17 protein-coding genes are annotated in these 26,477 nt (G+C 69.9%); 9 read left to right on the plus strand and 8 right to left on the minus strand.

Annotation, left to right across the window (positions count from 1 at the left end; translation table 11 throughout):
- Nucleotides 1-47: 47 nt before the first annotated feature.
- On the minus strand, nucleotides 48-221 hold the full coding sequence (locus WMF26_RS01030; RefSeq protein WP_437998776.1) for a hypothetical protein: 174 nt from the start codon (nucleotides 219-221) through the stop codon (nucleotides 48-50).
- 321 nt (nucleotides 222-542) lie between these two features.
- On the opposite strand from WMF26_RS01030, the gene WMF26_RS01035 reads away from it, so the two are divergent.
- Both WMF26_RS01035 and WMF26_RS01040 read left to right on the plus strand, forming a co-directional pair.
- Entirely contained in the window at nucleotides 543-2,384 is a 1,842-nt protein-coding gene (locus tag WMF26_RS01035; protein WP_437998777.1) for a vanadium-dependent haloperoxidase, read from the plus strand.
- Nucleotides 2,385-2,595: 211 nt separating this feature from the next.
- Nucleotides 2,596-5,253: an ATP-binding protein gene (locus WMF26_RS01040; protein ID WP_437998778.1), complete on the plus strand. Its 2,658-nt coding sequence runs from the start codon at nucleotides 2,596-2,598 to the stop codon at nucleotides 5,251-5,253.
- A gap of 33 nt (nucleotides 5,254-5,286) precedes the next feature.
- Here the strand turns inward: WMF26_RS01040 and WMF26_RS01045 are convergent, their stop codons facing one another.
- The 5 genes from WMF26_RS01045 to WMF26_RS01065 all read right to left on the minus strand — a co-directional run bounded on the left by WMF26_RS01045 (nucleotide 5,287) and on the right by WMF26_RS01065 (nucleotide 10,917).
- Entirely contained in the window at nucleotides 5,287-6,711 is a 1,425-nt protein-coding gene (locus WMF26_RS01045; RefSeq protein ID WP_061627042.1) for a M20 family metallopeptidase, read from the minus strand.
- A 156-nt stretch (nucleotides 6,712-6,867) separates the two neighbouring features.
- Nucleotides 6,868-8,070 (minus strand): lanthionine synthetase C family protein, encoded by a 1,203-nt coding sequence (locus WMF26_RS01050; RefSeq protein WP_437998779.1) that lies wholly within the window; start codon nucleotides 8,068-8,070, stop codon nucleotides 6,868-6,870.
- A 181-nt stretch (nucleotides 8,071-8,251) separates the two neighbouring features.
- The gene (locus WMF26_RS01055; RefSeq protein WP_437998780.1) at nucleotides 8,252-8,875 is read right to left on the minus strand and encodes a hypothetical protein; all 624 of its coding nucleotides are present in this window, start codon (nucleotides 8,873-8,875) and stop codon (nucleotides 8,252-8,254) included.
- A gap of 150 nt (nucleotides 8,876-9,025) precedes the next feature.
- Nucleotides 9,026-10,309: a hypothetical protein gene (locus WMF26_RS01060; RefSeq protein ID WP_437998781.1), complete on the minus strand. Its 1,284-nt coding sequence runs from the start codon at nucleotides 10,307-10,309 to the stop codon at nucleotides 9,026-9,028.
- A complete protein-coding gene (locus tag WMF26_RS01065) occupies nucleotides 10,306-10,917 on the minus strand; it encodes an RNA polymerase sigma factor (RefSeq protein WP_437998782.1) in 612 nt (203 codons plus the stop codon). Before WMF26_RS01065 ends, WMF26_RS01060 begins: the two co-directional genes overlap by 4 nt.
- Before the next feature lie 367 nt (nucleotides 10,918-11,284).
- On the opposite strand from WMF26_RS01065, the gene WMF26_RS01070 reads away from it, so the two are divergent.
- Nucleotides 11,285-12,178 carry an STAS domain-containing protein gene (locus tag WMF26_RS01070; RefSeq protein WP_437998783.1) on the plus strand — a complete coding sequence of 298 codons (894 nt, stop codon included), beginning with the start codon at nucleotides 11,285-11,287 and terminating at the stop codon, nucleotides 12,176-12,178.
- A gap of 70 nt (nucleotides 12,179-12,248) precedes the next feature.
- Here WMF26_RS01070 and WMF26_RS01075 read toward each other — a convergent pair whose 3' ends face one another.
- Nucleotides 12,249-13,187, minus strand: a complete 939-nt coding sequence (locus WMF26_RS01075; RefSeq protein WP_437998784.1) for a LysR family transcriptional regulator — start codon at nucleotides 13,185-13,187, stop codon at nucleotides 12,249-12,251.
- Between the two features lie 333 nt (nucleotides 13,188-13,520).
- On the opposite strand from WMF26_RS01075, the gene WMF26_RS01080 reads away from it, so the two are divergent.
- Together WMF26_RS01080 and WMF26_RS01085 are read left to right on the plus strand one after the other, a co-directional pair.
- A complete protein-coding gene (locus WMF26_RS01080) occupies nucleotides 13,521-14,018 on the plus strand; it encodes a sugar O-acetyltransferase (RefSeq protein WP_437998785.1) in 498 nt (165 codons plus the stop codon).
- Between the two features lie 526 nt (nucleotides 14,019-14,544).
- Nucleotides 14,545-17,544, plus strand: coding sequence for a PEP/pyruvate-binding domain-containing protein (locus WMF26_RS01085; RefSeq protein ID WP_437998786.1), 3,000 nt, complete (start codon nucleotides 14,545-14,547; stop codon nucleotides 17,542-17,544).
- A 566-nt stretch (nucleotides 17,545-18,110) separates the two neighbouring features.
- Here WMF26_RS01085 and WMF26_RS01090 read toward each other — a convergent pair.
- Nucleotides 18,111-18,563, minus strand: a complete 453-nt coding sequence (locus tag WMF26_RS01090; protein WP_437998787.1) for a hypothetical protein — start codon at nucleotides 18,561-18,563, stop codon at nucleotides 18,111-18,113.
- Nucleotides 18,564-18,657: 94 nt separating this feature from the next.
- On the opposite strand from WMF26_RS01090, the gene WMF26_RS01095 reads away from it, so the two are divergent.
- The 4 genes from WMF26_RS01095 (at nucleotide 18,658) to tnpC (ending at nucleotide 26,311) form a co-directional block, all read left to right on the plus strand.
- Nucleotides 18,658-23,460, plus strand: a complete 4,803-nt coding sequence (locus WMF26_RS01095) for a wHTH domain-containing protein (RefSeq protein WP_437998788.1) — start codon at nucleotides 18,658-18,660, stop codon at nucleotides 23,458-23,460.
- A 246-nt stretch (nucleotides 23,461-23,706) separates the two neighbouring features.
- Nucleotides 23,707-24,015: an IS66 family insertion sequence element accessory protein TnpA gene (tnpA, locus tag WMF26_RS01100; protein WP_437996734.1), complete on the plus strand. Its 309-nt coding sequence runs from the start codon at nucleotides 23,707-23,709 to the stop codon at nucleotides 24,013-24,015.
- Between the two features lie 11 nt (nucleotides 24,016-24,026).
- Nucleotides 24,027-24,368, plus strand: coding sequence for an IS66 family insertion sequence element accessory protein TnpB (gene tnpB, locus WMF26_RS01105; RefSeq protein WP_437562944.1), 342 nt, complete (start codon nucleotides 24,027-24,029; stop codon nucleotides 24,366-24,368).
- A gap of 50 nt (nucleotides 24,369-24,418) precedes the next feature.
- The gene (tnpC, locus tag WMF26_RS01110; RefSeq protein WP_437998789.1) at nucleotides 24,419-26,311 is read left to right on the plus strand and encodes an IS66 family transposase; all 1,893 of its coding nucleotides are present in this window, start codon (nucleotides 24,419-24,421) and stop codon (nucleotides 26,309-26,311) included.
- Nucleotides 26,312-26,477 lie beyond the last annotated feature (166 nt).

The raw sequence follows: 26,477 nt of genomic DNA on the forward strand, positions 1-26,477 counted from the left end.
CGAGCTCACGTCACCTCGATCATCCCTCGACGGCGCGGGTTCAGCGGTCAGCGCCCGGGCGCGCCAGAAAGCCGGTCTTCCGGCTCGGGAGGGAGCGGCGCGTCCTCCGGGTGGAGATCGCGATAGAGCTCCAGGACCCCAGCGAGATCCCGCGCCTCGGCCGTACGCACGACGCCGTCCAGCATCGCGGAGCCCGCCCCCTCCTCGCCGCGCTGTCGCATGCGCGCCCGATACCATCGCGCCCCCGACGACAAAAGCCCGCAGGTGCGCCGCAAAACAAAGTCCTTGCTCGACGTTATCCGTTATAGTAGACGTTCATCCTGTAAAACGGATATACGGACGGCGACCGCTGCCTGTCCCCTCCTGGCCTCGTCAGCGCTCGGAGCGCGCGCCGCCGGAAGCTCGTCTTCTGCATTCACCCTCTCCGCTTCCTGGACGAGACGCCTCCACCCGAGCTCACGGGCCGGATCTCACGGGTGCTCGGCCGCGGACGCCGCGGCGAGCGGACGCCGACCTCCATGCAACGAACGGAGCTGAACGCCATGACCATCGATTCTCACGATCGCGATCCCCGGAGCGATGCTTCGACGCCCGACGCCGCGAGCCCCGAGGGCGCCGCGAAGGGACCGAGGGCCGACAAGGCGGCTGGCCGGCGCGCCTTCATGGGCGTCGCCGGCTCGCTCGCGGTGGGCGGCGTCCTCGCCGGGAGCCCCGGCGTCGCGCGAGCGGCGCGGGGCAGGGGCGTCGACGACCTGCTCGACGGGATCGGGTCGCTGCGCCGCGATCCGCGCGTCTCGCCGCTCGATCACGAGCTCCGCCTGCGCGCGCTGCGCGTGCGCGTGGAGGCCGCGGTCGACCAGTTCGAGGAGCCCATCGCGCCTCACCCGGACAACGGCGACGAGGAGCGCTATCCCAACAAGATCGGGACGGACACGCGCGGCCTGCCGCACGACGCGCGAGGCGAGGTGGATCGGGCCGCGTACCGCGTCGCCGCGCGCGCCCACGCGTCGCGCGAATGGGACGATTTCGAGGCCATCCCGCTCGCCGGCACCCGCAAGCTGGTCAGTCCGATCGGCACGCTCGCCGTCAGCCTGATCGGCACGACCCCGGCCCAGATCGGCGTGCCCCCGGCCCCCGCGCTGGCGAGCGCGGAGAAGGCCGCCGAGGCGGTCGAGGTCTACTGGAAGGCGCTGCTGCGGGACGTGCCGTTCGAGAGCTACGCCGGCAGCAGCGACGTGGCCGACGCGATCGAGGAGATCGATCGCCTCTCGGGCTACACCGGCCCCCGGGCCGGCGGCCGCGTCACGCTGGAGACGCTGTTCCGCGGCAGCGTCACCTACGCCGATCCCCGGGATCGCTCGGGCAGGACGGCCAAGCACGTGGTTCCTCCCGGCGTGCTCGACGGCCCTTACATCTCGCAGTTCCTCCTGCGCGACATCCCCTATGGCCCGCAGGTGCTCCAGGGCGCGTTCCGCACGGCGCTGCCGGGCAACGACTTCCAGACCGATTACAACGAGTGGCTCGCGGTGCAGAACGGGCTCAGCCCCACCCGGTCGATCGCGTACGACCCGGTGCGCCGCTACCTCTCGACGGGGCGCGATCTCGCGGAGTACGTGCACGGCGGCGCGGCCAGCTTCTGGGGCGCGGCGCTGCTCCTCGGCGCGGCGCGCAGCGCGAACCCGAGCGTGCCGGGGGGCATCGCGGCGCCCCTGAGCCCCACGAACCCCTACCTCACGTCGGAGACGCAGGCGTCGGCCGCCGCGACCTTCTCGCTCGCCTACCTGCAGGGCCTCCTCCCCTTCGGGACGTCGCGCGCGATCCGCGCCGCCTACTGGCAGAAGTGGTTCGTGCACCGCAGCATCCGCCCCGAGGGGTACGGCGGGCTGGTCCACCAGCGCCTCGCGAACGGGCGCGAGTACCCGCTGCACGACGACATCCTCGGCTCGCTGGCGGTCGAGCTGACGTTCGACACGTTCGGGAGCTACCTCTTGCCGCAAGCCTTCCCGGAGGGCGCCCCGCTCCACGGGTCGTACCCGGGCGGCGCCGCCGCCATCGCCGGGGTCAACGTGACGCTCCTGAAGGCGTTCTTCGACGAGGACCACGTCATCGAGGATCCGTTCGTCCCCGATCCGGCCGACCCGACACGGCTCGTCCCCTACAGCGGGCCGCCCCTGACCGTGGGCGGTGAGCTGAACAAGCTGGCGACCAACGCCTCCTTCGGGCGCAACTGGGCGGGCATCCACTGGCGCACGGACGCCGCGGCGTCGCTGGCGCTCGGCGAGGCGGTGGCGATCAGCCTGCTCCGCGACGAGCGCCGGACCTTCCGCGAGCCGTTCGACGGGTTCACGTTCACCCGGTTCGACGGCACGCGAATCACGATCTGAGCCGCCTCACCGCCCTGGGCGCGGCCCGCGGCCTCCCAGGCCGATGGTTTGCGCCGCGCCCGCGGCGTGAGATAGGATGCTCGCCGGGTCTCAGGTCCATCCCCGGCGGCACGCGGAGCGGGCATACTGCAGGGGAGGTCGCGTGGCGGTCGCCGGTCGGGGGCGCCGCGCGGGCAGCCACGGAAAGCTCCGCCCGTCGTCACGCCTTCCTATGCCGGATCCGAAAGATAGAAAGCGCACGCCGCCGTTCCTGCCGGGGCCGCAGCAAGAGCAGCTCTTACGGCACATCATATCGACGTTTCCTTACAGCATCTGGTGGAAGGACCGCGACTGCGTCTACCTCGGCACCAACGAGATGAGCGCCCGGGGAGCGGGGCTGAGCCGCGCCGAGGACATCATCGGCCTCACCGACTACGACCTGCCCTGGACCCGCGAGGAGGCCGAGCACTACATCCGCCTCGACAAGGCCGTCATGGAGTCCGGCGAGCCGATGCTGAACATCGAGGAGACCCAGCGCCAGGCCGACGGCAGCACCCGCTACCTGCTCACGTGCAAGGTGCCGCTCAAGGACGAGCGCGGCGAGGTGTTCGGCATCCTCGGCTCCTGGACCGACATCACCGACCGCAAGCTCACCGAGATGGCGCTCGCCCGCGCCAAGGACGAGGCGGAGCGCGCCAAGGACGAGGCGGAGCGCGCCAAAGACGAGGCGGAGCGCGCCAAGGACGAGGCGGAGCGCGCCAACAACGCCAAGAGCGACTTCCTCGCCACGGTGAGCCACGAGCTGCGCACGCCCCTCACCCTGATCCTGTCCCCCCTGGAGCGGCTCCTCGAGGCCCAGCACGCGGCCCTGCCGGGCGACGTGCGCGACGAGCTGGAGCTCATCCGCCGCAACACGGCGCGGCTCCTCAACGTGGTGAGCGACCTGCTCGACTTCTCCAAGGCGGAGGCGGCGCGCATGGAGGTCGACTGGGAGCCGGTGGATGTTCACCGGTTCACCGCGCTGATGCTGAACGACATCCGGCCGAGCGCGGTGGCCCGCGGCCGCACCCTGTCGATGAGCGGCGACGCGCTCGGCGTGGTCCTCCTGGACCGCTACAAGTACGAGCGCATCCTGCTCAACCTCATCAGCAACGCGCTGAAGTTCTCTCACCCGGGGGGGCACGTCGAGGTCTCCCTGCGCGCGCTCGACGACGCCTCGTTCGAGCTCAGCGTGCGCGACGAGGGGATCGGCATCCCGCGGGACGAGCTCGGCAAGCTGTTCTCGAAGTTCACCCAGGTCGACGGCTCGGTGAAGCGGAGGTACGAGGGCACGGGGCTCGGGCTCTCGCTGGTCAAGCAGTTCGCGGAGCTCATGCGCGGCGCCGTCGCCATCGAGAGCGAGCTCGGCCGGGGGACGACGGTCCGCGTGCGCCTGCCGCGGTCGGCCGAGGACGGCGGGCCCGAGAGCGGCGAGCCGAGGTCGCGCAGCGAGAACAGCGCCGCGCAGACGCGGCGCTGGCTGAGCTCGCTGCCGCCCGTGGGCGCCGCGCCCGACGGCCAGGGGCTGGAGGCGGACGCCGGCGCGCCGCGCGCCGCGCGCACGTCGAGCCGCCCGCCGGGGGCCCCGCGCGCGGCGCGGCCGGCCGCGGAGGCGGAGAGGCCGCTGCTCTTGCTCGTCGACGACAACCCGGACATGCGGCAGTTCATGCGCGCGCTGCTGTCGCCGAGCTACCGCCTCCTCGAGGCGCAGAACGGCATCGAGGCGCAGGAGCTCATCGAGCGCTCGCCCCCGCAGGTCATCGTCTCCGACGTGATGATGCCGCGGATGTCGGGGATCGAGCTCACCGCCTGGCTGAAGGCGCACCCCGTGCTGCGCCACGTGCCGGTCATCCTGGTCACGGCGCGCGCGGACGACGAGGCGATCGCGTCGGGGCTCGACGGGGGCGCCGACGAGTACCTGGTGAAGCCGTTCTCTCCGCGGGAGCTCCTCGCGCGCGTGCGGTCGATGGTGCGGCTCTACCGGTCGTACCAGCAGCTCGGCGCGGAGCAGGCCGAGATCGCGCGGCACTCGGGCATGGCGCAGGTCGCGATGGACGTCCTCCACAGCGCGGGCAACACGCTGAGCAGCGCCGGGGTCACGGCCGATCTGGTGCGGGACCGCCTCGCGAGGTCGCGGCTGCCGCGGCTCTCGAGGGCCCTCGGCGAGCTGCTTGCGGGCGGCGGCGCGGACCTCGCGGAGCCGGCGGGCGAGCCGCGCAGCGAGAGCCTGCGCCGCTACGTGGAGCTGGCGCTCGCCGCCCTGGAGCAGGAGCAGGCGGAGACGGTGGCGGACGTCGAGCGCCTGCGCGAGCAGCTCGACGTCATCCGCGACGCCATCCGCGCGCAGGAGCGGTACGCGTACAGGAACGCGTACCGCACGGAGCGGCTCTCCGTGAGCGAGGTGATCCACGAGGCGCTGCACGCGCACGGGGTGGCGCTCGTGAACGCGCGCGTCGCGCTGCAGCTCGAGCTGCGGCCGGTCGACGACGTCGTGGCGAACCGCCACGACCTCCTGACCATCCTCTACAACCTGCTCGACAACGCGCGGGCGGCGCTCGGCGACGCGGAGGCGCGCGAGCCCTGGATCGAGATCTCGACGTGGCAGGACGGGGCCGAGGTGTGCTGCGCCGTGGAGGACAACGGGCCAGGCATCCCCGAGGCCGCGCGGATGCAGGTGTTTCAATACGGGTTCACGACCCGGGAGGGCGCGAACGGCATCGGGCTGCACTTCTCGGCGAACCGGATGAAGAGCTTCGGCGGGTCGATCCGGATCGAGGAGGGCCGCGAGGGCGGGGCCCGGGTCGTGCTCACGTTCGCGGCCGCCCCCGGCGCGGGCGCGCGCGGCCGCTGAGCGCGCCGCGGCGCCGGGCCCGCCGCGGGCCGCTCAGCGCGGCCGCGCGGCGTGGTCGGCGATCACGCTCGCCACGCAGCAGGTCAGCTTCTTCCCCATGCCGAGGTGCAGGAACTCGTTCGGTCCGTGCGCGTTCGATTGCGGCCCGAGCACGCCGGTGATGAGGAACTGCGCCTCGGGGAACTTCTCCCCCAGCATCGCCATGAAGGGGATCGTCCCGCCCTCGCCGATCCCCATCGCCGGCCGGCCGAAGAACGCCTGCGACGCCTTGCGCACCGCCGCCTCCAGCCAGGGCGCCGTCGCCGGCGCGTCCCAGCCGGGCGACGGCTCGCTCACGCGGAACCGGACCTCGGCGCCGTACGGCGGGTCCTGCTCCAGCGTCTGCTGCAGGGCCGCCGCCGCCTTCTTCGGGTCGACGCGCGGCGGGATGCGCATCGAGAGCTTCGCCCGCGTGAACGGGCGCAGCACGTTGCCCGCGCTGGCGATGGGCGGGAGGCCGTCGGCGCCGGTCACGGAGAGCGCGGGGCGCCAGGTGCGGTTCAGGAGGAGCTCGGCCACCTCGCCGGTCACCGGCCGCGCGCCCTGCACCCACGGCAGCTCGCTCACGACCGTCGCGCCCAGGACCTCGGCCGCGGCCCGCGCCTGCTCGACGCGCTCCCTCGGGATCTCGACGTGCAGCGCGTCCACGAGGACGCGCCCGGTCCGCTCGTCCTCGATGCGCGACAGGAGCTGCCGCAGGATCCGGAAGCTCGAGGGCACGACGCCGCTGCCCACGCCCGAGTGGATGCCGTCGCGCAGGATGCTCACCTCGAGCGTGCCCTGGAGGAGCCCGCGGAGCGACGTCGTGGTCCAGAGCTGGTCGTAGTTGCCGCAGCCGGAGTCGAGGCACACGACGAGGCTCGGCTTGCCGATGCGGTCCGCGAGCGCGTCGATGTAGGCCGGCAGGTCCGGGCTGCCGCTCTCCTCGCAGCCCTCGATGAGGACCACGCAGCGCGCGTGCGGGAGCCGCTGCTCGTGCAGGAGGCGCAGCGCGGCGAGCGACGCGAAGCCCGAGTAGCCGTCGTCGGCGCCGCCGCGGCCGTAGAGCCGGTCGCCCTCGCGCACCGGCTCCCAGGGGCCGAGCCCCTGCCGCCAGCCGGTCATCTCGGGCTGCTTGTCGAGGTGGCCGTAGAGGAGCACCGTGTCGTCGCCCCTGCCCGGCACCTCCATCAGGATGACCGGCGTGCGGTTCTCGAGGCGCACGACCTCCACCGTGAGCCCGGGGATCGGCTGCGCCTTGCACCAGGCGGCGAGGAGCGACGCCGCCTTGTCCATGTGGCCGTTCTCGCGCCAGGCGGGGTCGAAGGCCGGCGATTTGTTGGGGATGCGGATGTAGTCGTGCAGCGCGGGGACGATCTCCTGCTCCCAGCAGCGCTCGCAGGACGCGACGGCTTCACTCTCGTCGAGCTTCGTCAGCATGGACCTCTCCAGGGTTGAGGACGGCGGTGATCTCCGGGGCCGACTCTACAGCGCCGGTGGGGCGGGTGTACCGCCGAGAGGGGAGGTCTGGCAGATCCTGCGTGCGGCGGCGCGGCGGCGTGGTGCACGGACAGGCGGGCGGGCTCCGCGCCGCGCTCACCACAGGGTGTCGATCCCCGGCATGCCGCGGCTCCGCCCGTCGAGGCAGTCGAGCAAATAGCAGGCGAGCCCGGCGTCGCCGGTCAACAGGCTGTAGCGCCACTGGCCGACCCGGCGGTGCTCGGCCTCCGACTGCGCGATGGCCCACGTGGCGAACGCGCGGGCGCGATCGAGCCAGGAGGCGTCCTGCGTGCGCCGGTAGATCTCGAGCAGGGCGGCGCCGTTGCCGTCGGTGCCGTGGCACAGGGCCACGCCCTTCGCCAGCGGTCCGGCGGCCACGATCGACCGCGCGCCCTTCAGGAGCAGCGGCAGCGCCTCGGGCAGCGCCGCGTGGCGCAGCGACGTGATGATCCCGGGCGCGCCGTGGCACCACTGCAAGAGCGGCTTCGACGGCGGCCCCGCGTGCGCGGGCCAGTTGGCGAGCTCGCCGTCGATCGTCGCCAGACGGCCGAGCCCCTCGAGCGTCCGCGCGCGCAGCTGCGATCGCTGCTCCGAGCTCAGCAGGGCATGGGCGCGCCAGAGCGCGTAGAGGTTGCCGGCCCACCCGTGCGCGGCCCCGAGATAGCGGACCCGGCGGCCGTACAGGTCCTGCTCCCACAGCCAGACGCCAAGGGCCTCGTCGTGCGTCCAGCTCTCCCACAGCGCCGCCGCGCTGTCGCGGATCAGCGCTGCCCAGCGCTCGTCCCCGGTCGCCTCGTGCAGGAACAGCGCCGCGAGCATCGTCCCGGGCGCGCCCCACAGCGCCTCGCGCGCGGGGTTGTCGCGGTTGTCGCGGATGATCTCGGCCAGGCGATCGGCCTTGCGCGCGTCCGGTCGGGCCAGACAGCACACCGTCAGCAGGGCGCTCTCGCCGAGGAACCACGACGGCACGCGCTGGCCGTCGTCGGGCGAGCGGAGGTACTCCTCGAGCACCTCGTCGAAGATCTCCGGCAGGCTCATCGGCAGGCTGCAGAAGCCCGCCGCCGCCGCGCGGGCGAGGGCGAGCCAGACGCCGCACGCGCCGAGGTACAGGCCTTGGTACGGGCGGGGCGCCCCCGGGCCCGGGGCGCCCTCGGCGTCGCGCGGATGCACCGGCCAGCCGTGCCGGCCCCGGACGGCCAGCGCGTCCGCGGCCCATCGCTCGAGCCACGCCTGCGCCCGCCCGGGATCCCAGGGGGCGGGCGGCAGCGTGACGTGCCGTGTCGGATCGTAGAGGGTCATGCGGCCTTTGGCGCCGCGACGGCGCGGCGGCCCGGCCGAGGATAGCAGCGAAGCGGAGCGCGACACGCGGGACGGCGGCCGGGATCGCGAGCGCGGCCGCCGTGCTCCATCGCCTGCGCGACCCACGTCATCGGTGAGGCTTCATCGCGCGGAGCGCAGAGGGGAGGGACGCGACCGCGGCTCAGGGGCAGCAGGTGAAGAGCGCGCTGGTGGCCCAGGCCTCGGGGCAGAGCAGCACGCCTGTGCCGTACCCGATGTGGAAGAGCTGCTGGCCGGTCTCCGCGCACAGGGCGCTGGCCTCTTCATCGAGCGTCTGCGCGGGCTGGCACACGTCGTCGTGGTCGATCTTGCTCGTCCAGCACGCGGGCGAGGGCAGGGGCTCCGCCGCCGGGCAGCACTCGTAAAAGGCCCTGGCCGTCGTGACGCCGGTGCAGCCAGGGCTGTCCCTCTCGTAGTCGAACATGGCGAGGTCCGCGCCCTGGTTCCTGCACGTGATGTAGGCCTGATCCTTCAGCTCGACGCCGTAAACGCACGTGAGCCCGTCCCCCAGCTCGCCGCCCCAGCACGTCTCCGGCGGAGGAGGGGGAGGCGGAAGCGGCGCCGGCGCGGAGCTGCCGGACGGCGGGGGAGGCGGCAGCTTGTCGTCATCGCAGCTCGATCCGTGATCGGCGTCGGCGCTCTCCACGCCCGCCGAGACCGTATCGCTGTCAGGGGCCGGAAGCTCGGGGCTGATGCAGCCTGTGCCGGCGAGGAGGCTGGGAATCGATAGGGTGAACAAGAGACCCATCGTGCAGAAAGAACGCATGGTATCCTCCGTCAAGCCCGGCACTGGCCGGGCAGCGTCGACGCGCGCGCCGCCGGAGCTCCGGTCGCCGCGCTCTCTTCGTCGTTCCGCGCTCTATCAACCGCGGCCGGGCTGCCGGTTTCCTCCGTCAGGCCATCTTGCGACCGCGGCTCAGGGGCAGCAGGTGAAGAGCGCGCTGGTGACCCAGGCCTCGGGGCAGAGCAGCACGCCTGTGCCGTAGCCGATGTGGAAGAGCTGCTGGCCGGTCTCCGCGCACAGGGCGCTGGCCTCTTCATCGAGCGTCAGCAGGGGCTGGCACACGTCGCCGTGGTCGATTTTGCTCGTCCAGCACGCGGGCGAGGGCAGGGGCTCCGCCGCCGGGCAGCACTCGTAAAAGGCCCTGGCCGTCGTGACGCCGGTGCAGCCAGGGCTGTCCCTCTCGTAGTCGAACATGGTGAGGTCCGCGCCCTGGTTCCTGCACATGATGTAGGCCTGATCCTTCAGCTCGACGCCGTGAACGCACGCGAGCCCGTCCCCCAGCTCGCCGCGCCAGCACTCGGTCGGCTCGCCGTGGGCGCACGTGTGCTCGATACGGCCATAGCCGCCGGCTCCGCACGGATCGAGCAGCCTGACCTCGCCGAGGGCGAGGCCCTGCGCGCCGCAGCTCGCCTCGGCCTCGCGCCACAAGGCCTCCGCCGTCCGGCAGCTCGTTTCCTCGTGCGGGGGCTTCGGCTCCGCTGCTCCAGATTCGTCCGGGCCCGCGGCGCTGCTCTCGTCGCCGTGCTCCCCGTCTTGTCCGGCCGCCTCCGCAGGGGCGGCTGCGCCGCCGGAGCTGCGGTGCCACGAGGGGGGCTGTCCGCGCGACGTGTGCGGGGACAGACCTCTCTCCGGCGCGTCGACCCATCCCCGGCTCGACGGGAGCGCGACGGCCGGCGGCTGGGTACGCGCGCGTGGCGGCGGGGGCGGGACGCGGTCGACGGGGAGCTCGCTGCGGCGCCGCCCCGAAGGCGCCTCGCGCAGGTCCGGCGGCGCCGCGGAGCTGTGCGGCGGAGGGGGCGAGGTCCTCGGCGACGGGGCGATCGGGCGGGACGGGCCTCGGAGGAGCGGGGCGTGGATCCGGGGCGGCGCCGCCTCGTGGTTGTCGGCGGGCGTGCGCTCGGGGAGCCCGCCGTCTCCGTCGGGGCGATCGCCGGTGATGCCGACCGCCGGATCGGCGGGGCTGCGCGTGGAGACCTCGGGGGGCGCGGGGCGCTGGACGGTGGCGCCGAAGACGACCGCGGCCGCGCCGGCGGCGACCGCGAGCACGAGCGGGCGTCCCACGCGCCCGACGAGCGAAGGGCGCGCCCCGCGCAGCCGCGCGAGGGCGCGCGCCTTTGGTAGGGGCGGCGGCGTCGCCGCCGCGAGCCGCTCGTCCACCTCGCGCAGCAACGCGAGCAGGTCACGGTCTCGCGTCATGGCTTCACCTCCCATCCGGCGTCGCGGAGCCGCGCGACCGCCCTCTGAATCAGCTTGCACACGTACCCTTTGGAGTGGCCGAGGACGCTCCCGATCTCCTCCTGCTCCTTGCCGTCGAGATAGAACATCGAGAACGCGACTTGCTCCTTGGGAGGCAGCTTGCCCAGCGCCTCGAACGCCCGGCGAAGATCGTCGCGCGCGATGGTCACGTCTTCCAGCGCCGGGCGCGGATCGGCCTGGTCCTGCCCGAGCAGCCAGCGGATGGGCGGGAGGGCGAGGAACCGGTCCCGCCGCAGTCGGTTCAGACATCGATTCGAGGTCGCCCGGTACAGCCATCCTTCGAGGTTGTCTCGATCGCTCAGCGTCGCGAGCGCCTTCATCAGGTCGAGGAACACGTCCTGCGTCACGTCCTCTGCCCAGGCCACGTTGCCGTGGCCGTAACGGAGGGCGAGGCGGTACACCAGGCGATGGTGGCGGCGGTACAGCGCCTCGAGCTCCAGCGCCGCCGCGCCCGAGGTCCGCGCCGTGGCCGGGGTACCCGGCGGCGGCGCCGGACCGACGCGCTCGGTCGGGTCGTCCCGCTCGTCGTCGCCCGGATGGGAGAGCATCTCTTCGGTCCGGGCCTGTGGGCCGAGCCGAGATCGCGCGGCGAGGTTCACGGGAGCCTCCGCGCGAGGGACCCGTCCGCCGCGACGCACCATGAGCCGACCACGAGCTCCGCCATCTCGCCCTCACCACAACCGAGCTCGCCATCGGTTTCCTCTCCGCGCGCCGGCGGCGCCGGTCGCGCAGCCGGACCCGGGCGCGCTCGCGGCGCGCGCCCCCTCGCGGAGCGCGCGCCCGGGTCGCGGCGGTCCGATGCGCGTCGAGCGCCGGCCGCCGCCGCCCTCCTCGGCAGCGCACGCGCTGCGCCGCTCCGATCGCCCTGCGACGTGCTTCTTTGATATACAGGGCGGAATAGGACCGGGGGAACGGATGGCATTTGAGGCGGATTGCAGCGGTATCGTCGCGGAGAACCAGCAGCTGAGGCAGCGCGTCCGGGAGCTGGAGCAGGTCGAGGAGGAGCGGGATCACCTCCGAGAGGCGCTGCGCCGGAGCGAGGAGCATGTGCGCCTCTTCGTTACCTACACCCCGGCCGCGGTGGCCATGTTCGATCGGGACATGCGCTACATCCTGGCCAGCAGCCGATGGTTGGCGGATTACGGCTTGAAAGAGCGAGAGATCATCGGCCGGAGCCATTATGAGCTCTTCCCCGACATCCCCGAGCACTGGAGGGCGGTCCACCGGCGGTGCCTCGCGGGGGCCTCGGAAGGCAATGATGGGGAGGCCTTCCCGCGGAGCGACGGGCACGTCGACTGGGTGCGCTGGAAGATCTTCCCGTGGCACACGACGAGCGGCGAGATCGGCGGGATCATGCTGTTCACGGAGGTGGTCACCGAGCGAAAGCGGCTCGAGGATACGCTCCGGATGCAGGCGAAGACGCTCCAGGAGCTGTCGACGCCCATCGTGCCCATCAGCCAGGGCGTCCTCGTGCTGCCGCTCGTGGGCGTGCTGGACGCGGCGCGGGCGCAGCAGATCATGGAGAACCTGCTGGGCAAGGTGGTCGAGCGGCAGGCGCGGGTGGCGATCATCGACGTCACGGGTGTGCCGCACATCGACACGGCATCGGCCGCCGGCCTCCTGCAGGTGGCGCGGGCGGTCCGGCTGCTCGGGGCGCAGGTCGTCCTGACCGGCATCCGGCCCGAGGTGTCCCGGGCCATCGTCGGCCTCGACATCGAGCTCGGCGGCGTCGTGGTCCGACGCGATCTGCAGAGCGGGATCGCGTTCGCGAACGCGGCGGGCTCGGCGGCGGCGGCGCCGCCGGGTTGACGCCCCACGCCGAGGGGGGCTGCTGCTCCGGCGTACGGCCACGCTGCGCGCGCTGGTCGACGTAGGAACCTTACGCGATTTGAAGCGCCCAGCCAGGAGCCCACGCTTGCGGGCGTCGATACGTATCCCTTCGAGCCCGGAGGTGCTGGCGGAGCTTCGGGAGCGCTGGGTGCGCGTCGTCGCTTCGCCAAAGCATGGAATGGGGATAGACCAGCATGGGATCGCGAACCGGGATACGGCGGAGCCGGTATTCGGAGGGCCACACCAATCGTATATGCTCCCCCACCAGCGTCGCGACCGCCGACGACGCCGCGACCTCCTCCAGGATCGCGTCGATGCCGAAGTTCGGCCCGACCGTGTCGATCGCGACTCCGAAGCTCGCAGAAAGCTCGTCGTAGTAGCGCGACCACTCGGTTCCTGGCACGTTGCCAGGCATCCAGATCCTGTGGCCGTTGAGGTCGGCAGGGCTCACCGCCGTCGCCGCCGCCAAGGCGTGAGCGTGATTCGTGAGTAACTCCACCGGATCGTCGAGGACGCGGGCAGCTTTGATATCTCTACCAAGCTGCTCCGCCTGGGTTACCGCGCGAAACGTGGCGTCGATGGCCCCCGACCTCAGAGCAGCCAATGCGCTCTGGATGTCGAAGATGTGCGTGACGACATGGATCTCGACCTCGGGATGTACGGCGTGAAACTCGCGGACTAGCCGCGCGGGACCGAGCTGCGGGTGAATCACGTCGACGCGCAACGGGCGGCGTTCAGGACGCACCGAGCTCACGGCTCGCTCTTCCGCTGCGAGGAGCTCCCGTGCATGCGGCAGGAATACTCGCCCCTCCAGGGTGAGCTGAGCTCCTCGCGGAGTACGCGCGAAGAGCCGGACGCCCAGCGTTGCCTCGAGCGCAGCCACGCGCTTCGAGGCCGCCTGCTGCGTGATCGTCAGACGGATCGCCGCCTCCCGAAACTGGCCCGTGTCGGCGACGGCGACGAACGTGCGTATGCTCTCGAGATCCACGTGGGGTCACCTTCGCGCCTTGGCGGGCGCGTAAGGTAACAGCTCGCTCGGGCGAGCAGCAACCCTCGGGGCGCGTTGGGGCGGGCGGACCGCAGGCGGGCGGCGCTGACGATGTGTCGGCCTCCCGGCGCGGCACAACCGGCGGTTGTTCATCCACGAAAAGCAGTTGTTTGATCGGCCGACCCCGCCCCGGCATCGTGCTCCGTGTCCGATGGGCGCTCCCCCCCGAGCGCTGCGGGCTCGAACCGAGAAGGGACCCAAGAGATGACGACCGGAAATGACGCCGCGTTTGCCGCCCGGGTGATCGAGATTGGCTCGAGCGAGTCCGAGAGGATGTTCACGAACATCCGACGCGCCATGAGGCTCGCCGGGGAGATCAACGAGCTCTCCTTCGAAGATGCCGACGAGATCCGGAGAAAATTCAGCGAGTTGACGGGCAGGCTGGTCGACCCGAGCTTCTCGCTCATCCCTCCCTTCTACACGGACCAAGGCGTCAACATCCGCGTTGGCAAGAACGTCTTCATCAACCAGTGCTGCCATCTGATGGACATCGGAGGGATCGAGATCGGAGATGACGTGATGCTGGGGCCGAAGGTGAACCTCATTACGTCGTATCACCCCGTCGAGCGCGCAGAACGGCGGGCTCGCGCCCTGGCGAAGCCCATCGTCCTCAAGAAGAACGTCTGGATTTCGGCGGCCGCCACGATCTTGGCTGGTGTGACCATCGGCGAGGACGCCGTCGTGGCGGCGGGCGCCGTGGTGACGCACGACGTTCCCGCGCGCTGCGTCGTGGCAGGTGTCCCGGCCCGCGTGATCCGCGAGCTGCCGTGAGGAACAACGAGATAACTCTGTGCCCTCTGTGCCTGTGTGGTTCCAATCTCTTCACTCTCGGGCGCTTCAAGCGGATCGGCGCTCTAGCCGAGCCGGAGCGGGAGAGAGCGCAGCCGCCGCCTGGTCAGCGCGAACACCGCGTCGGCCACGGCGGGCGCGATCGGCGGGGTGCCCGGCTCCCCGATGCCGCCCATCTCGGCGTCGCTCTGTGGCGCTGTCGAGCCCGCCGCCCTCGGGCGGCGTCCACTCGGCGCGGAGCGCGTCCGCCCCGCGTTTTCCCGCGCAGACCTCCGGGGTCGCTCGCCGTGCGCGCGGGCCCTGGCCACGGCGGCGCGGAGCCTGGCACAACGCGGCGCACGGCACGCTGTGCCAGGCGTAGAAGTGTCTGATATCCATGGTTTACTTCGCCATATCAGGCGCCGGCCGGCGTGGCATACGGCATGCTCACGGGGCGGGTATGACGGCGAGCTCATCCCACGATCGCCGCCCGCGTCGCGCGCTTCGTGCGCGCGCGGGGGCGGGCCTGTTGTCGTTGGCCACCTTCGTCGGTTGTTCGGGCGAGACGCCCGTTCCGCCGCCGGAGCAGACGTCGACGAGATGCGACTTCGTGCTTCCGACGGGCGGCGCGCCCGCGCCGCGCGGCGATCTGCGCATCAACGAGGTGATGACCGGCAACGACGGCGCGTGGGTCGATGAGATCGGCGAGACCGACGATTTCATCGAGCTCGTGAACATCGGCGATCGCGCGCTCGATCTCGGGGAGTACGCCCTGGGGGAGAAGCTCGGCGAGGCGACGCGGTTGCCGCAGCAGACGCTGGAGCCGGGCGAGACGGCGCTCTTCTGGGCCGACGACGCGCCCGAGCAGGGCCCGCGGCACCTGCCGTTCAAGCTCTCGAGCTCGGGCGCGCGCGTGCTGCTCTGGTCGCCGTCGTGCGCGCTGGCCGACGCGATGGACGTGCCGGAGCTGCCGCGCTCCGAGAGCTACGCGCGCTTGCCCGACGGGACCGGCGAGCCGTCGATCTGCCGCTACGCCACGCCCGAGCGCGAGAACGGCGAGAGCTGCGACCCGCCGGAGCCGCCGAGCCTCGACGACGACTTCAAGTTCGCGCCCTACCCGTGGCCCGAGCCGTTCCCGGCCATCGCCGGGCCGCTCGTCATCTCGGAGCTGTCGCTGCGGCCCGCGGGGTTCGTCGAGGTGCTGAACGCGAGCGACGAGGCCGTGGCGCTCGACGGCTTCGCGCTGCGCCTGTCGGCGCTCGCCCCGGGGCAGGCGCTGCCCGGCGACGGCGCGGGCGCGCCGCTCGCGTGGCCGACGCCGTCCGCCGCGCTCGCGCCCGGGGAGCGCGTGAGCGTCCCGGTGAGCGCGGCGGACACCGCCGAGATCGAGGCCTCGCCGGACTTCGAGGGCGTGGTGACGCTGTGGCAGGCCGGCCGGCCGGAGCCGAGCGATCGGATCGACTTCATGGCGTGGCCCGAGGGGGCGTCGCTGGCCCGCGTGCCCGACGCCACCGGGGCGCCGCGCTTCTGCGAGGCGGCGAGCCCCGGCGCGGCGAACGAGGGCTGCGCCGAGCTGTCCGGCCGCCCGCTCGCGAGCGGGCGCGCGCGCCGGCTGGAGACCGCCGGCGACTTCGACGCGCTGTCCAAAGGTGGCACCGAGGTCGGCGAGGCCGGCGTGAAGTTCGTCGTCGACATGGCCGCGAACGACACCGTGCACCTCCTGAGCACGGAGAAGTGGGCGCTCCACTACACCTTCATCCGCGAGCAGATCCAGCGGGAGCCGCACCTCGATCGCTGCGATCCCGCGCAAGCCGCGGAGTTCAACACCGGCTGGGGGCTGTTCAGCCAGTCCGAGTACTTCCGCGTCGAGGGGCGCCGCTTCCTCCTCGGCACGCTGGTGCAGCACACGAACGGCGCCAAGACCGTCGAGTTCGCCCCCGGCGACAAGATCGTCGGCGCGCAGATGCGGCGCGCGTTCTTCGCGGCGATGAAGGCGGTGCCCGACCCGGAGGCGTGGTCGATCCGGCCCACCGAGGCGCGCCAGATCGCCGAGGCGCGCGCGATCGAGGGGACCGCGCCGCTGGTCGGGCCGAACGCGCCGTACCGGGGGCTCACCTACCAGCCGCTCAACCCGGCCGAGGGGTTCGGCACGCTGACGTTCGTCCCGGGGCGCGAGCTGGAGTCGGCGGAGCTCGGCCCGAACGTGATCGTGGTGACGGACGACGTGCCGAACGAGACGGCGTTCATGGGCGGCCTCATCACCGAGGCGTTCCAGACGCCGCTCTCGCACGTGAACGTGCTGGCGCGAGGCCGGGGGACGCCGAACATGGCCCTGCGCGGCGCGCGGGAGGACGAGCGCCTGAAGGGCCTGTTCGGCAAGCTGGTGCGGCTCGAGGTGCGCGCGACGGACTTCGACCTCCGCGAGGCGACCGCGCAGGAGGCGGACGCCTACTGGGAGGCGCGCAAGCCGAAGGGCGAGCGGCTCTCGCCGGCGCTCGACGTCTCCGTGCGCGGCGTCGTGTCGCTCGACGCCGCGAATTACGCGATGAGCGACAGCATCGGGTCCAAGGCGGCGGGCATGGCCGAGCTGTACCGCGTGAGCGGCGTGGGGGCGTATTGCCCGCCCGACCTGATTCCGCTGTACGTGCCGCCCGCGGCGTTCGCGATCCCGTTCTCGCATTACATGGATCATTTCCAGGCGAGCGGCGCGGCGGAGCTCCTGGCCGAGCTCGAGCAGGACCCCGAGTTCCGCGCGGACCCGCGCGCGCACGCCGAAGGGCTGGCCGAGGTGCGCGCGCGGATGCTGGAGCACCCGGTGGATCCCGCGCTCTTGAGCGAGGTCGAGGCCGCGATCGAGCGGCGCTTCGGCGGCGACCGCGTGCGGCTGCGCAGCAGCAGCAACACCGAGGATCTGGCGACCTTCAACGGCGCGGGGCTGCACACGTCGACGAGCAGCGATCTGGAGGCGGAGTCGAGCTCCATCGAGGACGCGCTGCGGACGGTGTGGTCGAGCCTCTGGAACACGCGCGCCTACGACGAGCGCGAGTTCGGGCACGTCGAGCAGGCGCGCGCGGCGATGGCCGTGCTGGTGCACCAGGCCTGGCAATCGGAGCGCGCGCAGGGCGTGGCCATCAGCCGCAACGCGCTCGACGCGACCCGCGACAGCCAGTATTACATCAACGCGCAGATCGGGGAGGCGTCGGTCACCAACCCCGCGCCCGGCGTGACCAGCGACGAGATCGTGTACACGCCGCCGCCGCGCACGATCAAGGCGGAGTACCACGCTCGCTCGAGCCTGACGCGCGGGCGCGACGTGCTGTCGTTCCCGGAGGTCCAGCGGCTCGGCTGCGTGCTCGGGTCGATCCACGACCATTATCGGCCGCTGGTGGACCCGGAGGGGGAGAACCGGCTGTACGCGATGCAGATCGAGTGGAAGCTGATCGGCCCGGAGCGGCGGCTGCTGGTCAAGCAGGCGCGGCCCTACAGCTTCGGCGCGCTCGAGGCGCCGGGCGACTGCCGCGAGTACTGAGACCGCGCTGCCTCAGGACGAATTTGCGGTCACGAGCGGTGCGAGCCGTCGGTTCCGCCAGGATTTCGGGGAGGCGTGACGACGGATCGCAGCCGCTCGGAAAGCACGGACCGACCGGCGAGCCCCGAGGCTGGAGAGATCGCGGCGCCCGACCCGTCGCCTCGGGCCGCCGACTCCGCTGAAAGCTCCGGAATGCCGAACGCGCGATCCCGCGGAAGGTATAGCCTGGTCAACCGGACCGCGCGAAAGACGCCCAGCGACGAGCCCACGCCCGAGCCGCGCCTGCCCGGAGATGCGCATCACCCAGCATTTCCGGAGGGACTTGCCGCGTATCGGAATCGACATTTAGCCTGGTCGGTACGAAGGATCGTTTGTGCGGTGCATGCATAAGTAACCCTATATATTACCTCCGAAGGTTCCTCTGGTCGTCGTTAAGCCCCAAGGGAGCAACGACAGCGGCAGAAGACGCGCGCGTCGTAGTATCCGGGCGATCGGGCAGCTGTGGGCTCCGTGCTCTACATGGCCGCCCTCGTAGCCAAGACCCACAACCCCGCCATCGCCGATCTCTACGGCCGGCTCGCTGCGTGGATCAAGGAGCCGACGGTCGCCTTGGTTGCATGCGCAAGCTCCTGACCATGCTCAACGAGATACTGCGCGACCAGCGCCCGTGGAGCCCGACGCTCCTCGCCGGGCCGGTAGAAGAACTTGGTGAGAGAGGCACCTGCTTCGTGCGCCTGAAGAGAGCGTGGCGATTCGCGCTTGACATTTTTGAGTCGATATGCATTCGGATCCCCAGGATGTGCGCCCACACGGCACGAACGCCCGCAGCGGCTCACCGAGCGCCGCGCGTAGTTGGCGAAGTCGCGACGGATGGCGGCCGGCGCGGTTAGCACCGGCCGGATCCACACTGCGGTGCGTAGACGGTCGGCGACCAAGGCGTTCGCCACGCACTCGGGCGAGAGCACCGGGCGGCGGGGGCCGAGGCGCCGGGCTGCTGCGATCGCGGCGACCTCGCTCATCGCCGGATGGACAGGTACCTGGAGCTGCTGAGCTGGTGTAGGTTGGTACACCGATGCCGGAGCCGGTACGGCCTGGCGCAGGGGTGACCCAAGGATGACGACACTACGCTGGCTGCACTTCACCGACCTTCACGTCGACAGGCTGGACGACGCTCGTCGCCAGCACGCGGCGGACCTCTTTCTGGACGACCTGAAGCGGGTAACGCGCAGGCTCGGACCCTGGGACGTCGTCCTTTTCACGGGTGATCTCGCCTTCAGCGGTCAAGAACGGCAGTACAGGATCCTCGATGAGGAGCTCGAGCGCATCTGGGGCGTTTTCCGCGAGGTGCACCCCACGGCGAGTCGCCTCCCGTACCTGCTCGCTGTACCGGGCAACCACGATCTAGAGCGACCCGCGAAGGGTAACGCGATCGCCCGAGGGCTCTTGCGCGACTCCGACGCGCGCGAGGCGCTATGGCGTGGTGAAGCCGACAACATCGAACCGGTGCGGCGCTGGTTCGGGGCGTATTCTGACTGGTGGAAGCGCTGCAAGCTCCGTCCTCCAAGCGGCATCGTGGAGGGCCTGCTACCCGGCGACTTCGCCTACGTGCTCGAGAAGGATGGCGCAAGGTTCGGCTTCGTTGGGATGAACTCGGCCTTCCTGGACATCTCCGATGACGTAGGCGAGGGCGACCTGTGGATGGACGCCCGTCAAATCCAGCCAGCGTGCGACAACAACCTGCTGCGATGGCTGGATCATTGCACCTTGGCGTTCCTGCTCACGCATCACCCGCCGTCTTGGTTCGCCGCGAGGAGCCGCGATCTCGATAATCCTGTGTTCCTCGCCGAGAAGTATTTTGCCGCCCACTTTTGCGGCCACCTCCACGAGGCGCTCTTCGAGACGCGGAGGCTAGGCGGCGGTGACGCGCGGCGGATCTGGCAGGCGGCGTCGCTGTTCGGTGTGCAGAAGCTTGCCGGCGGAGAGCTCGACCGAAAGTACGGCTATACCGCCGGCTGCCTCGAACTCGGGGCTGAGGGTGCCGGCGTCACGACCTGGCCGCGGCTTGCGGCCCGGCTCCAGGGGGGAAGCTATCGTTTCACCGCGGATTTCACGTTCGCCTTGGAGGATGATCTCGCCCACACGCTCTCGGAGGCGCTTTCGGTCAGGAGCTTCGCAATGGCCTCGTCCGCGCCCGCCTCGCCCGCTGCGCTCACCCCGCCCTCGCCTGTGACCTGGGCCGATGCCGTCGAGCGCTCTCCTCTCTGGCAGGCCTGCGCGCGCCGAGACGCCGCCCGCGTGGCTGCGCTGAAGCGCCTCGCTGTGGAGGTCGCCCACGCTGCTTGGTGCGCGTGGGAGGAGGCCGAGAGGGCCTTGCCCGGCGATCCCTGGCGTGACGATCGCTATCCGCTCCGGGTGCTTGACCGCGTCGCCGGCCTCGTCGCGCCGGGCAGCGCCGGCCCCGAGGAGACGTGGATGCTGGTCGTGGCGCCCTTCGTTCGCGAGGGGATCTTCGCAGCCGGCGCTGTCTGGATGGCCGCCGCGGAGCCGCTTGATCTCGAAGGGCGGGGTGGTGCGGCCGAGCCGCGCAACACGCTCGAGCAGGTCCATCGCAGCCGGGCAGACCTGGTGCGCCACGCTGGCCGGATCACCGGTGAGGCGCGGGATGCAGTGTGCTTCTGGATGATGCAGCAGGCGCTCGAGCGTAGCCCGCACCTCTGGAGCCGTAGGCCCACGGTGAAGCCGGTACAGGAGCTCTTTCGCACCATCCAGCGGTCTCGTGATGCTGCTGGCATCGGTGCATGGCTCGATTTGGAGCGGCTCATTCGCCTCGCCCGCGCTGTCGGCGTCAATCCTGACGCGCTCGACGCCGAGGGCGGCATCGGCCGTGACGCCGAAGAGATCACCTTGGCCGGCGTGCACCTCCGCGCCCCGGCCCTGGCCTACCTGCTGTGCGTCGCCGGCTGGCAGGCCCTCGATCTCCGCGAGGCGGATGAGGTCGCTGTCGACCATGTGGGCCGTGACCTCGGGACAGCCCCCGCGGTTCTCCGCGACGCGCTCCGTGAGGCGTCCTGGTCGGCGGGTGAAGACCGCCATCTCCTCGCCCATGGGTGCTCGCACCCCGTGGTCGACTTTGTGCTGCGTGATCTCGTGGAACGCGCCGATGCCGCGCTCGAGCGTACGCGGGCGAAGCTGGACGCAACCCCGCACGGCCCGTTCGCCCTGCTCACACAGATTCCCGAGCGTTTCTCGGCAGATCACGTTCGACCCGCGCGCGCAGGCGACGGCCGGCCTTACTACACACTACCGCACGTCCGTTTTCGGCTAGATCATCAGCGTATTCGCGAGCTCCTCATGGGAGCGCAGCTTTACGGTGATCCCAGCCTCGCGATTCGGGAGATGTATCAGAACGCCCTGGATGCGTGCCGCTACCGGCGCGCTCGCGGGGAGTACCTCGAGCGCACCGGTAGCCCAGCGTACCAGCCCTATGAAGGCCGCATCGCCTTCAAGCAAGCGTTCGACGAGAGAGGTCGGCCCTACATCGAGTGCACCGACAACGGAGTCGGAATGACGAAGAACGTGGTAGAGCGCGTATTTGCGGTCGCTGGTCGGCGGTTCCACGACATGCCAGACTTTGTAGAGGAGCGCGCCGCATGGCAGCGATGCAAGCCGCCCATCGAGCTGTTCCCGAACAGCCAATTTGGGATCGGCGTCCTCAGCTATTTCATGCTCGCCGACGAGGTGACGGTATGGACGCGCCGATATGAGGCCGACGGCTCGCTTGGCGAGCCGCTCGTGGTTCATATCGCCAGTGCCAGCGGTCTATTCCGACTCGAGGAAGGACGAGAATGCGAGATGCCTGGGGCAGGCACGCGCGTGCGGCTGTTGCTGGCCTCGACCACGTATGTAGATAAATATGAAATGGAGGAGCCAATTTCGTGCCTGTCGACTCTGGGCGCTTTGCTGCTCGTCGCCGAGTTCGCGACGACTGCTGAAGAGAGCGGGACGCTACTGGCCTGGAAACCTGGGGAATTGACGCGTCATCAACGGTATCACAGTAACAGAAGGCCCGTTCGCGCAACCAGAGATCCCAATATATGGTGGTATCCTTACGGCGACGGAATGCTGCTTTGTGATGGAATTGTAACCGAATCTCGTTACAAGTGCGCAGTCGTGAATCTTCATGGAAGACGCTATCCAAAAATGAGCGTCGATCGCAAAGATGTTAACGAATGGGACGATTCTTGGATACGCCCGGCAATGGCGGATAGCTGGCGAGAGCTTATAGATTGGAATGAGTTGAGTTTTGACTGCCTCTGGTCACTTGAAGTGGCGTCTGCGCGAAGCGCGCGGTTGCTTGCCGATGTTCTGAAATCGAAGGATGCGCATCTCTGGTTTCACGGAGCGTCGTTTAACCCTCGTGATTCAACAGGTCCAGTGCGCCTACCGATACAAGCATTGGGTTGCAGTGTGATCGACGAATACATAGTTGGGTCACGCAGCATAATGCGTGATCCGTTGGCCGACGTGTCAGCGATTGGATTGCACATTTCCGTCGCCTGGCGCCTCATGCTATGGACCAGATGCGTAGCTTGTCTGCCTCAAGTGAACTGGCCACAGTCAGCAATTCTCGATAGTGTATGTTCTTTAATTGTCGCTCCTGGCGATGCGCTGCTGCTGTTCAAACGATCATATGACCGTATGGGTGCTTACGGTTTGATTGGTTTGGACGACCAATATTATTACTCAAATTTCTTTGAGGGAGAAGTTCCGCCTCTTCAGGTGCTTCGTGCTTCTGTGTGCCTAGACTTGAAACCGAGCGCCATAATTCGCCGAATCGAGGAGCTTGCGCCGCTCGGACTGAGGCCTCCGTCGGTTGACACGAACATGCTAGATGAGATCGATGTCAATGAAGACGATCTGTTGCTTCTGTCACAAGATCTGGACGGCTGGTATCCATGGATAAAAGGTCGCGTATCGCCTGCGCATATATTGGCGGTAAGTCGACGCAGTGGTATTAGCCCCAGAGAGCTCATTGAGCGCCTTCGATGCTTTGTGTCGATTGGTGTTGTTTCGCCCTCTATTGACCCGAGCGCGCTTGACCAGATCACGGTTACTGATGAGGATCTTTGCCTGCTATCGAGAGATCTTGATGGGAGAGCACCATGGCTCGAGGGGGAGTTGTCGCCCCTGCATATCGTTCGCGCGGCTCGTGCATTGGGGATTTCAACGGACGTTGTCCTCGCACGCTTGGTGAGATTTGTTCCACTCGGGATAGTGCCTCCCTCCGTGAATGCGGACGCGCTTGATGCGATTACGTTGTCCGATGAGGATGAGCGTCTCCTCCGGAGCTACATCAATTCGGAACCTTGGATTGACGAAGTGAGCGCTTGTCGGCGCTTGTTTATTTTGTCCAAAGAACTTGAGATAGATCCAAAGAAATTTGTTCGGCGTCTCGAAAGCTTTGCGGGGCTCGGTTTGCGGCTTCCCAAACTGGATGAGAGAGAATTTGACTCCTTAGAGATAACGGAGGATGAATGGCGCATGCTGTCGTACGATATCGACGGCAAGGCTCCCTGGCTTATGTCCGGCGCCTCCCTGAGACGCATCGCCCGGTGTGGCCGCAAGCTGCGTTGCTCTTTCTCTTATATTATCAGCATGGCTGTTCGCCTCGGTATCGCCTCCAGCGCCCTTTGTGCGTGTGCAGAGTCACTGGGCGACGCTCCGCCAGACATGGACGACGAGCGTCTATGCAGCGCGTTCGATCACGTCGAGGCTCCGGATGCAGCCATCGCCTTCCAGCTAGGCAAGGAACGGGCTCGTTACCGGCTCTGGTACCTCGCCGATGAGCAGTTCGATGCACGCGTCGAGCGGCTGCGTCCGCTGCTGGAGATCGCGATTGCGGAGTCTTTCCGATGATCACCGGATCGCCGTTCGGGCAGCGCCATCGAGTGCCCGCCCCGGCCGACGGCTGCCCCATCTGGATCAGGTCGCGCACGCCCGCTGTGAATGGGGCGAGCGTCGAGCGCGGCGCGTACCGGTGGGTGTGAGTCCCCGTGGCGGACGCGACGCCCGGCACGGAGCAGTTGCAGCGCGACATCACAGTAAGCGCTGCATGAAGCGCCGTCTCTCCCCAGCCGCCACGTCCAGCGCATGATGGCGCGCATGACAAGGACATCGACGACAGAAGAAAAATGGGCGGATCGAGTCCGGGCGTGGCGCGAGAGCGGCGAGTCGGCCGAGGAGTTCGCGCGGAGCCGCGGCTTTGCGGCATCGACGCTGCACGGCTGGTCGAGCCGGCTCTCGCGGGCGGAGCGCCCGCGCTTTCTGCGGCTGGTGCCGAAGGCGCCAGCGGCGATGAGCGCTCCGGAGCTCGTCGTCGAGGTCGGCGGCGCGCGGGTGCGCGTCGTCGCGGGGTTCGACCCAACGCTCCTGGCCGAGGTGGTCCGCGCCCTGGGCGGTGCAGCGCGATGATTCCGGCGGGCGTGCAGGTGTTTGTCGCGCTGGAGCCGGTGGACATGCGCTACGGCTTCGAGCGGCTCTCGGGTCTCATTCGCGAGCGCGTGGGGTACGAGGCCCGATGCGGCGCGCTGTTCGCGTTCATTGGAAAGCGGCGGACCACCATCAAGATCGTCTTCTTCGACGGCAGCGGACTCTGCCTCTTTTCGAAACGCCTCGATCGCGGTACTTTCGTGCTCCCCGACCCGCCGGCCGAGGGCGCGACGCACGTCGAGGTGGACGACGCGACGCTCGAGACGCTGCTCGACGGCATCGAGATCGCGCCCACGCCGAAGCCCACAAGGCGCGCCCCGCGCCGCGTTCACTGACTCCGCCGAATTTGCTCGACAAGTACGATCGGCGCACGTAGAGCGGCGCCGTGCACGACGCTGCGGACAAGCCGACGCAGACGCCCGAGCAGCAGCGCATCGCGCAGCTCGAAGCTGAGCTCGCCGCGGCGAAGAGCGAGCTCGTGGGAGCGCGCGACGCGCTCGCGCAGCTCCGGCGCGCCTACACACGTGCGCTCGAGCAGCTCCAGCTTCTGCGGCGCCGCTTGTTCGTGGCGAAGGCGGAGCGGGCCGAGGTGAGCGCCGAGCAGCTCGCGTTCGACTCGATGTTCCTCGAAGTCCAGCGCCTCGAGAAGGCCCTGGATGCCGCCGAGCGCAAGAGCGGCGACGAGCGGCAGCACGACGACCCCAAGGGGCCGAAACGACGGCCCGGCGGCAAGGGCCGCCGCGACCTGTCCGAGTCCGACCTCCCCGTCGTCCGCATCGAGCTCTCCTGTCCCGAGCTCGATGCGACGGCGATGCGCATCGGGGTCGAGGAGACCTCACGACTCGGCTACGAGCGTGGAGGCATGCGCCGCATCGTGCTCGCACGCGTCGTGTACAAGGCCGAGAGGTCCGTCACGGATGCGAGCAGCTCGGCCGAGGGGGAAGCTGCCCCGCTCCAGGTCGTCGCGAAAGAAGTCCCGACGGCGACGCCTGCTGTGAGCGTCAGCCCGGAAGACACGGCCGCGGCCGGCGCGCCGAGCGCTTCGTCCGCACCTCTCGACACGCCGCCGTCGGCGCCGACGGGCGAGACCTGCACGGTCTTCATCACGACGCCGCTTCCGAAGGAGCTGTTCCGGAGGTCGTTTCTCGCGCCGTCGGTCGTTGCGCACATACTCACCAGCAAGTACCTGCTCGGTGTCCCGTTCTATCGGCTGGAGCAGCAGCTGGAGCTTCAGGGGGCATCGCTCGATCGCGGCACGATGTGCCGGTACGCCGAAGATGTGGGCGCGACCCTGGGCGCCATCGTCGAGGCCGCACGGAAAGAGGCCTTCGAGACCGCCTTCTGCCTCTCCACGGACGCCACCGGGGTCTCCATCCAGCCCGGGCCCATCCAGGAGCGCAAGGACAAGAAGCCAGGACCGTGCCGCAAAGGACACTTCTTCGTCGTCCTCGCGGACAAGGATCACGTCTTCTTCGAGTACCAGCCCAAGCATACCAGCGCTGCGGTCTGCGAGATGTTCCGCGGCTTCTCGCGATACATCCAGGCGGACGCCCACGCGATCTATGACACCCTCTTCCGCGGCACGCCCCCAAGGGGCGCTTCCGCCGACGAGGGACGTGGACCGCCACCGACGGAGGTCGGATGCTGGTCGCATTGCCGCACCAACTTCTGGGAGGCGGCGGTCTGCAAGCACGAGCTCGGCGTCGAGGGGCTGCGCCGGATCAATGCCCTGTTCGCCGCCGATCGCACGCTGGCGGATCTCGCGCCAGCGCAGCGCAAGGTGCGCCGCGACGCGGCCGTCCGCCCCCTGGTCGACGCGTTCTTCGCCTGGGTCAAGGCCGAGCACGCGCGTCCCCGCGAGCGCGGCCTGGTCTCCACCGCACTCGGCTACGCCCTCAACCAGGAGCAGCCCCTGCGGCGCTTCCTCGACGACGGCCGCTTGCGCCTGGAGAACAACGCGAGCGAGCGAGCTCTGCGATCCATCGCTGTGGCGAGAAAGGCGTGGCTGTTCTTCGGCAGCGACGACCACGCCTCCGCCGCGGCCAACCTCTTCTCGCTCGTCGCGAGCTGCAAGCTCCACCACCTCGACCCCGAGGCCTACCTCGCCGACGTCATCCGCGTGATGCCCTACTGGCCGCGCGAGCGCTACCTCGAGCTCGCCCCGAGGTACTGGGCGCGCACCCGCGCTCGCCTCGTCGCCGAAGAGATGAAGCTGCCCCTCGGGCCGATCACCGTCCCGCCCCCGCTTCCCGCGGAAGAGCAGCGCGCGACGAGCTGACCGGGCCGGTTCCATCGCGCCCATCCTGCACCAGCTGACCGACGTTGGGGGCTACGGCGCTTCGCGCAGCGCTTACACATCACACGGCGAGGCCAGCCCGGGCACCCCCGAGCGAGCCGCTATCACCGCCCACGCGCCGAGCCGCTCGCGCCGCCGCAAGTGTGCG

This window comes from Sorangium sp. So ce185 (assembly GCF_051526825.1).
Classification (GTDB): domain Bacteria; phylum Myxococcota_A; class Polyangia; order Polyangiales; family Polyangiaceae; genus Sorangium; species Sorangium cellulosum_D.

Bases quoted from the DNA above. Each gene is read 5' to 3' on its own strand.
- WMF26_RS01030 (WP_437998776.1), bottom strand. From the start codon at position 221: ATGCGACAGCGCGGCGAGGAGGGGGCGGGCTCCGCGATGCTGGACGGC.
- WMF26_RS01035 (WP_437998777.1), top strand. From the start codon at position 543: ATGACCATCGATTCTCACGATCGCGATCCCCGGAGCGATGCTTCGACG.
- WMF26_RS01040 (WP_437998778.1), top strand. From the start codon at position 2,596: ATGCCGGATCCGAAAGATAGAAAGCGCACGCCGCCGTTCCTGCCGGGG.
- WMF26_RS01045 (WP_061627042.1), bottom strand. From the start codon at position 6,711: ATGCTGACGAAGCTCGACGAGAGTGAAGCCGTCGCGTCCTGCGAGCGC.
- WMF26_RS01050 (WP_437998779.1), bottom strand. From the start codon at position 8,070: ATGACCCTCTACGATCCGACACGGCACGTCACGCTGCCGCCCGCCCCC.
- WMF26_RS01055 (WP_437998780.1), bottom strand. From the start codon at position 8,875: ATGCGTTCTTTCTGCACGATGGGTCTCTTGTTCACCCTATCGATTCCC.
- WMF26_RS01060 (WP_437998781.1), bottom strand. From the start codon at position 10,309: ATGACGCGAGACCGTGACCTGCTCGCGTTGCTGCGCGAGGTGGACGAG.
- WMF26_RS01065 (WP_437998782.1), bottom strand. From the start codon at position 10,917: ATGCTCTCCCATCCGGGCGACGACGAGCGGGACGACCCGACCGAGCGC.
- WMF26_RS01070 (WP_437998783.1), top strand. From the start codon at position 11,285: ATGGCATTTGAGGCGGATTGCAGCGGTATCGTCGCGGAGAACCAGCAG.
- WMF26_RS01080 (WP_437998785.1), top strand. From the start codon at position 13,521: ATGTTCACGAACATCCGACGCGCCATGAGGCTCGCCGGGGAGATCAAC.
- WMF26_RS01090 (WP_437998787.1), bottom strand. From the start codon at position 18,563: ATGAGCGAGGTCGCCGCGATCGCAGCAGCCCGGCGCCTCGGCCCCCGC.
- WMF26_RS01095 (WP_437998788.1), top strand. From the start codon at position 18,658: ATGACGACACTACGCTGGCTGCACTTCACCGACCTTCACGTCGACAGG.
- tnpA (WP_437996734.1), top strand. From the start codon at position 23,707: ATGACAAGGACATCGACGACAGAAGAAAAATGGGCGGATCGAGTCCGG.